This window comes from Pseudomonas sp. 05N36, from assembly GCF_056397385.1.
The window spans coordinates 105351-111697 of the sequence record NZ_JBFTNH010000019.1 but is presented as its reverse complement, the minus strand read 5'-3'; the positions used below and the strand labels follow the sequence as shown (position 1 = coordinate 111697).

The 6347-nt window shown below is 54.4% G+C and carries 7 protein-coding genes; 3 read left to right on the top strand and 4 right to left on the bottom strand.

Annotated elements, in window-relative coordinates; translation table 11 throughout:
• Positions 1 to 97: 97 nt before the first annotated feature.
• The gene (locus AC1DIH_RS22060; protein ID WP_477773286.1) at positions 98 to 676 is read right to left on the bottom strand and encodes an SDR family oxidoreductase; all 579 of its coding nucleotides are present in this window, start codon (positions 674 to 676) and stop codon (positions 98 to 100) included.
• A 168-nt stretch (positions 677 to 844) separates the two neighbouring features.
• Here AC1DIH_RS22060 and AC1DIH_RS22055 point away from each other — a divergent pair, with 168 nt between their 5' ends.
• The gene (locus tag AC1DIH_RS22055) at positions 845 to 1741 is read left to right on the top strand and encodes a LysR family transcriptional regulator (RefSeq protein WP_477773285.1); all 897 of its coding nucleotides are present in this window, start codon (positions 845 to 847) and stop codon (positions 1739 to 1741) included.
• 182 nt (positions 1742 to 1923) lie between these two features.
• On the opposite strand, the gene AC1DIH_RS22050 is transcribed toward AC1DIH_RS22055, so the two are convergent.
• The gene (locus tag AC1DIH_RS22050) at positions 1924 to 2874 is read right to left on the bottom strand and encodes a LysR family transcriptional regulator (protein ID WP_477773284.1); all 951 of its coding nucleotides are present in this window, start codon (positions 2872 to 2874) and stop codon (positions 1924 to 1926) included.
• A gap of 124 nt (positions 2875 to 2998) precedes the next feature.
• On the opposite strand from AC1DIH_RS22050, the gene AC1DIH_RS22045 reads away from it, so the two are divergent.
• Both AC1DIH_RS22045 and AC1DIH_RS22040 read left to right on the top strand, forming a co-directional pair.
• Positions 2999 to 3757 carry a sulfite exporter TauE/SafE family protein gene (locus AC1DIH_RS22045; protein ID WP_477773283.1) on the top strand — a complete coding sequence of 253 codons (759 nt, stop codon included), beginning with the start codon at positions 2999 to 3001 and terminating at the stop codon, positions 3755 to 3757.
• Between the two features lie 219 nt (positions 3758 to 3976).
• Positions 3977 to 4249, top strand: coding sequence for a DUF2790 domain-containing protein (locus AC1DIH_RS22040; RefSeq protein WP_477773289.1), 273 nt, complete (start codon positions 3977 to 3979; stop codon positions 4247 to 4249).
• A gap of 44 nt (positions 4250 to 4293) precedes the next feature.
• Here the strand turns inward: AC1DIH_RS22040 and AC1DIH_RS22035 are convergent, their stop codons facing one another.
• Both AC1DIH_RS22035 and AC1DIH_RS22030 read right to left on the bottom strand, forming a co-directional pair.
• The gene (locus AC1DIH_RS22035; protein WP_477773282.1) at positions 4294 to 5250 is read right to left on the bottom strand and encodes a LysR family transcriptional regulator; all 957 of its coding nucleotides are present in this window, start codon (positions 5248 to 5250) and stop codon (positions 4294 to 4296) included.
• Positions 5251 to 5360: 110 nt separating this feature from the next.
• Positions 5361 to 6311: an aldo/keto reductase gene (locus tag AC1DIH_RS22030; RefSeq protein ID WP_477773281.1), complete on the bottom strand. Its 951-nt coding sequence runs from the start codon at positions 6309 to 6311 to the stop codon at positions 5361 to 5363.
• Positions 6312 to 6347 lie beyond the last annotated feature (36 nt).

The window sequence follows — 6347 nt, the reverse complement described above, 5'->3', positions numbered from 1 at the left end:
GATCCATCTCTGCGAGAAACCGTTCGCGGCGAGTTTGCTTACGTTTGCCGGCGTATTCGAAGTCGGAAAAGCTCATCTGGCTCATGAGGGGCTCGGGTCAGGTGGTGAGGCTGTATTTCATCACGATTGAGGAATTGTTCGGAGTTTCCTTAGAGAGCAGGTAACCCATGTCGGAGTTCAATTCTGTCTCATCTGGAAAGTCCTCTACATAGCGTCCCTGCGAATCTTTGCGAACAGCCGAACCAAGCGTTGAAACAAAATTGACAACTTTGGGCTTCATCCGTGAGGCGATAGTTAAAACTTCACTAACACTGTCGACGTTCGCAGGTTTCAAGGCATCGTAGCTTCTGATGTGATTGACCCGCGCGGCGACATGATAAACCACATCCACCTCCGCACAGATTTCCTCATAATGCATGGCATTGATTCCGAGTCGTGGCTGGCAGATATCACCACCAACCATGCGTAATTTCTCTGAAGAAAATGTACGATCAAGCGCAAATTTACGCATTGCGTCACGTAAAGGGGCATACTCATCATCCCCGGAAGGCGCACGTATCAGTACATAGATTGCTGTCACCTCCGGTGTTTCAATCAAGTCAGTAAGAAGATGAATTCCGACGAATCCGGTGGCGCCTGTAATTAATACTTTTTTCTGCGATTGTGAAAGTGCCATTTCTAGAGTTCCTTTTTTTCTGTGGTGTTGTGCTCTTCCATGAATCGCTTTTTTTATTCTTGAAATGGCGACCTCCTTTTTATCGTGGAAGTGAGGGGAAATTTAATATGTAACTAAATATTTAGGAATCCAGTGGCCACGCCAAAGCGTTTTGCATAAAATGCAAAGATGAATAGCATCCAATACTCAGAGCACTTGGCAATTTTCGTCGAGGTGGTCCGCGCCGAAAGCTTTTCGGCGGTCGCGAGGCAGCGAGGTGTCGTGCCTTCTTCGGTCGTACGGCAGATCGATGCCCTTGAACAGAACCTCGACGTCCGACTTTTCGTACGCTCTACACGGGGGCTCAGGCTTACCGATGCCGGAGAGATGTTTTATGAGCGGTCGTTGGCCATCCTCAATGCACTGATCGATGCCCGGGCAGAATTAGCGAACCTGGTACAGACACCTCGTGGCCTGTTGCGTGTTAGTTGTCTTCCTACATTCGGCCGACTGTATATCTTGCCGTTGCTGCCGGCTTTCATGCGCGACTATCCTGATGTGCAGGTTGAATTGGACTTGACCGAGCGGGCAACCGATCCAACTGTCGAGCGGCTAGACGCCACGATACGAATGGGCGAGTTGAAGGACAGCTCCCTGATCGCAACACGTCTAGGCACTCAGCGCTGGCTGGTTTGCGCCAGCCCCAGCTATCTTGATGGTCGTGACCGACCCGGCTCGATCGTCGACCTGGAAGGACATCTTTTGCTCGATAAACGACACGATCCAAATGGGATAGGCTGGCGGAAGATTCTCCCGCCGCAATCAACCTGTTTCGAGAAGACTGTTTTTCGTTGTGACGACTATGAGGCGCTACGGGAAGCTGCAGTAGGTGGTATGGGCATTGCTTTTCTACCCAACTGGGTCGTAGCCAACGATATTGTGAGGGGACGTCTAGAAATTCTTTTCGAAGATCCATCCGAGCAGAAAATGGACATCCATTTATTGCGCGCTTTTCCAAAAATGCCTGCAAAGCTTCGGGTTTTCGTCGAAGCGCTAAAAGGAATGATCGAAGTCCGCAACTTTTGATCCCCCCCAGCGCAAGCGTAGGGCAATCTGGCACTCACAGAGCCGGCTCCGAATGAACTGCGGATGCAGCTCAAGGTCCTTGAGCTGTTTGGCCCGGATCTGGGGCGCCCCTAGGGAAACTCCGATCAACTCGCGGATCGCGATATTTGAAGCAATCCGTCTATTCTCGCCCGACACGACGATTATTTCTCAGCACCTAAACAAGTCAGCGGTAAAGCAGGCTTTCGACCCAGACTCTCGCCAAAGCCACGGATCATCTGCAACAACGACTTCACCCGCAGCGGCAGATTTCCGGCCGGGTACACCGCGTGCATCTGCGGGCTTTCGCCGCTGCTGGAGGTGAGCATGTATTCGGGGCAGACCCGGAGCAGGCGCCCCGCTTCCACTTCGGGCTCTGCGATCCAGTCCGCCAGACGGGCGATGCCGACGCCCGCCAGGGCCGCCTGGAACACCGCCGAACCGGAGTTGAAGCGAAACTTGGGATCGGCCCGAAAGCTGATGGCCTGCGTCTCACTGCGAAAATTCCAGTCTTTTAGAATCCGCGGCGCCGTGTGCAGGATCAGCGAATGCGTCTCCAGCGCTTCGATGGAGTCGGGCGTCCCGCGCCGCTCCAGGTACCCGGGGCTGGCGTACAGGTAACGTGAATAACTCCAGAGCGCAAAGCCGATCAGGTCACTGGATTGCGGATACCCGCCACGAATCGAGAAGTCCAGTTTGCTCTTGGCCGGGTCGATGGTGTCATCGGTGAAAATCCCATCGACGTTCACGTCTGGATAACGCTCACCGTACTGCGCGATCAGCCGGGGCAATACCCCGTGGCCGAGAAACTCGGGGGCGGAAAAGCGGACCCAGCCGTAGGCCTGGCCGCTGATTCCGGCCAGGTCTTCATCCGCCTCACGTTGCAGATCCAGCATTTTGTAGGCGTGGGGCAACAAGCGCTCACCCGCCTCGGTCAAGCTCACGGCATTGGAGGAGCGATTGAACAACTTGACCCCGACACTTTCCTCCAGGGCTTGAACGGCGCGGGTCAGCGAACTGGGGGAGCGCCCCAGAGAACGTGCCGCCGCGACAAAACTGCGCTTGCGAGCCACCGTCGCAAAAGCTTCGAGCTCCCCCAACATATCCAGTGCCATTCACCACCTCGTTGCACTTTTCACAATGTGGCATTGCAACACAAAAAAAGCCGTTCCGTTAACCTTCCCGCTCAATCCACACCGCTGGACCTTCGCCACTCCTTCATCCTCAGGGCCTGATTTCATGATCGATATTGTCATCCTTTGCATGTTCGCCTTTGCTGCCGGCCTGATTGATGCGGCGGTCGGCGGCGGCGGACTGATCCAGATACCTGCGCTGTTCAACGTACTGCCCACGGCGCAACCCGCGGCACTGCTGGGTACCAACAAGGTCGCGGCAGCCTGCGGCACCGCATTCGCGGCCCGGTCTTTCGTGCGCAAGGTGGTGATCGACTGGGGGCTGGTGATCCCCGCGGCCTGTGCGGCCTTTGTCATGTCCTTCTTCGGCGCGGCCACGGTGTCGTCCGTCCCGCAGTCGGTGATCCGGCCAGCGGTGCTGGTGTTGATCGTGCTGATGGCGATCTACACCTTCTGGAAAAAGGACTTCGGCGCCCTGCACAAACCCATGCACATCGGCACCCGGGAGAAATTGCTGGCGATCGTCATCGGCGGTGCCATCGGCTTCTACGACGGACTGTTTGGTCCCGGCACCGGCAGCTTCCTGATCTTCCTGTTTATCCGCTGCTTCGCCTTCGACTTCCTGCATGCCTCGGCGTCGGCCAAACTGGTGAACATCGCGACCAACGTCGCGGCGCTGATATTCTTCATTCCCACGGGTAACGTGCTCTACCTGATCGCCCTCCCCATGGCCGCATTCAACATCCTCGGCGCGCTGACCGGCACCTGGCTGGCGGTGCGTAAAGGCGTGCCCTTTGTCCGGGGCCTGTTCCTGGTGTTGCTGGTGATCCTGATCAGCAAACTGTCTTACGACCTGTTCGTGTGAACCTGAGCCGTGGTTCTGACGGTCCCCGTAGCATTCTATTCATGCGAAATCCGACAACAGTGTTTGTCCAATAGGCCGCTGTCTGGGAAAGGGATAACCATCTAGCATCGTTTCTACCCGGTGAGCGAATTGAATAAACATCAACTAGCTCACGAGGTAAAAACGACGCAGGTCAACCCCTTGAGCGATACGGTGAATATGATGAATATGATGAACATGATGAATATTTCAAAAGTTGCGATCTTCCTTGCGCTTGGCAGTTTAGGTGCACAAGCATTTGCAGACGAGAGCCATTCAACAGTCGCCACCCGTCAGACACCGGTAGAAAGTTACACTTACGCAACCAAGCTCGACATTAAAAAAGTCATTGCAATGACAGACGTTGCGGACCAGTGCGGACCGGTTCCTGTTCAAATGACCTATGAAGACTCTCACGGTCAACAGCACGTCCTTCAGTATCAAATCATGGGAACAGGCTGTTCAAACGGTTGAGCACTGTGCGGACGATGGAGGGTCGACACTCCATACCTGCCGCGCTAGCGAGCTCGAACGCTGTTATCTTTTCTGGCTGAGCCGACGATTTCTTCATCGGATGCCAACAAACCCGGAATGTAATCTTTAAGAAACTCCACCCATGTCTTTATTTTTGCATCCACGAACTTTCGTGATGGATAAATGGCAAACAAGTTGAACTCTTCAAAATGATACTCCGGCAGTACGCGCACTAGCGTGCCGGCCCTGAGTCCGTCGACTGCCGACGCAATCGGCTGAATACCAATCCCCATCCCATTCGTTATGGCAACCGTCATGGCGTCAGCCGTGTTGACGTGAAACGGCGACAATGGAACGTTGACGGTCTCCACGCCTTCGGGCCCCTCAAATACCCAGTTTTCAACCGGCATTACCGTATTCACAATTCTCAAACAATCATGTTCGCCAAGCGATCTCGTGGAATCGGGAATCCCGCGTTTCTTCAGGTACGCGGGTGAGGCGCAGAGAATGCTGTAAGTGATGCCGAGCCGTTGAGCGACAAACCCTGAATCGGGTAGATCCCGCGCTAAAACAATCGAGATGTCATAGCCCTCCTCCAGCAAGTCAGGTAGTCGATTGGTCAGTGTCAAATCAAACATTACCAAGGGATAAGTCTCTCTATACCTGGCAATGGCTTTGATCACGTAATGATTACCGACGGCTCCCATCGCGTGAATTTTGAGCCTGCCAACAGGCATGACCTGCGCGGTACCCGCTTCCTCTTCAGCCTCACGTACCTCCTCAAGAATTTTCTCGCAGCGCTGCAAATAGCGTGCACCTGCTTCGGTCAACGCCAGGCGTCGGGTCGTGCGGTTAATCAGGCGTGTTTGAAGCCTGGCCTCCAGACTGGAAACCGCTTTGGAAACGTTAGTTGTGGTGGTGTCCAACAGCTCAGCCGCCGCCGTAAAGCTGCCGCTCTGAGCGACAGCCACGAAAAAGCGCATGGTCTGGAAAACGTCCATCGTCACCACCTCCGCAGATAAGTAAAAAACCAGCATGCTCTACAGGCATGTCTCGCGTGAAGAACTATTCAAAGAGGCGGCCTTGCAGAAGACCGCCCCCTTGTCGTGTATTACTTCTTGCCCGGAATAAATCCAGGCACACCGGTTTCCACCACCGAGTTGAATCGTACCCGGGTCGTAATATCGTCCTTGATTTCAAACATGGCCCTGTGAGGCAGGGTAGAAATCGCAAAGTTTTCCTGGATATGGCTCAACGTTGCAGACGTGGTCAGGAACGCGACGCCACGTTGCACAGACCAGGCCAATGCAACTTGAGCCGGGGTCTGTTGCAAGCGCCGGGCGACGCCTGTGATCACCGCATCTTCCAGTACGTTCGGCTGCATGCCATGCCCCAGTGGAGCAAACGCAAGGACGATAATTCCATGCTGCCGACAAAACTCGAGCAGTTCCCATTCAGGCAGATAAGGATGCGATTCAACCTGCACGACGGCAGGTTTTATCCGAGCCGCTGCCACAATTTCTTTTAATGCCTGCAGTGTAATGTCGGATAACCCGATGGACTTGCACCGGCCTTCATCCACCAGACGCTCAAGTGCTCGCCAAGTCTCGATTAATGTCACGCCCGAGTCGTAAATGATTCCCCCCTGCTCGTCTCTTGGTTCCTGGTCTTCGCCCGGCTGAAAGGCAAAGGGCGTGTGGATGAGGTAGCAATCGATGTAATCCACTTGAAGTCGCCGGCAGCTGGCTTCAAAAGCCGGCAGAACCCGCTCGGGGCGATGGTTGGTGTTCCAGAGCTTTGTGGTAATAAACAAGTCTTCGCGCCGGACCTTACCAGTCTCCAGGAATTCCTTTATGGCCACTCCGACCTTGTCTTCGTTTCGATAGCGCTCTGCACAATCGAAATGGCGAAAGCCTGTTTCCAGCGCGTGCTTGATGGCTTGTGTTGTCACGCTCAGATCCCGGAACAGCGTGCCAAATCCAACGGCTGGCATCRCACCCGATCCGTGGACAAGAGGGAATTTTGTATCGCGAAGTTCATCGTGAAACGCTTCGTATGACATGTCTTTACTCCGATGTCTGGGGCTACAGCCGCAATG

Excerpts from the sequence above, each read along its gene's own strand:
- AC1DIH_RS22050 (WP_477773284.1), bottom strand. The coding sequence starts at position 2,874 with ATGGCACTGGATATGTTGGGGGAGCTCGAAGCTTTTGCGACGGTGGCT.
- AC1DIH_RS22035 (WP_477773282.1), bottom strand. The coding sequence starts at position 5,250 with ATGGACGTTTTCCAGACCATGCGCTTTTTCGTGGCTGTCGCTCAGAGC.
- AC1DIH_RS22040 (WP_477773289.1), top strand. The coding sequence starts at position 3,977 with ATGAATATTTCAAAAGTTGCGATCTTCCTTGCGCTTGGCAGTTTAGGT.
- AC1DIH_RS22060 (WP_477773286.1), bottom strand. The coding sequence starts at position 676 with ATGGCACTTTCACAATCGCAGAAAAAAGTATTAATTACAGGCGCCACC.
- AC1DIH_RS22045 (WP_477773283.1), top strand. The coding sequence starts at position 2,999 with ATGATCGATATTGTCATCCTTTGCATGTTCGCCTTTGCTGCCGGCCTG.
- AC1DIH_RS22055 (WP_477773285.1), top strand. The coding sequence starts at position 845 with ATGAATAGCATCCAATACTCAGAGCACTTGGCAATTTTCGTCGAGGTG.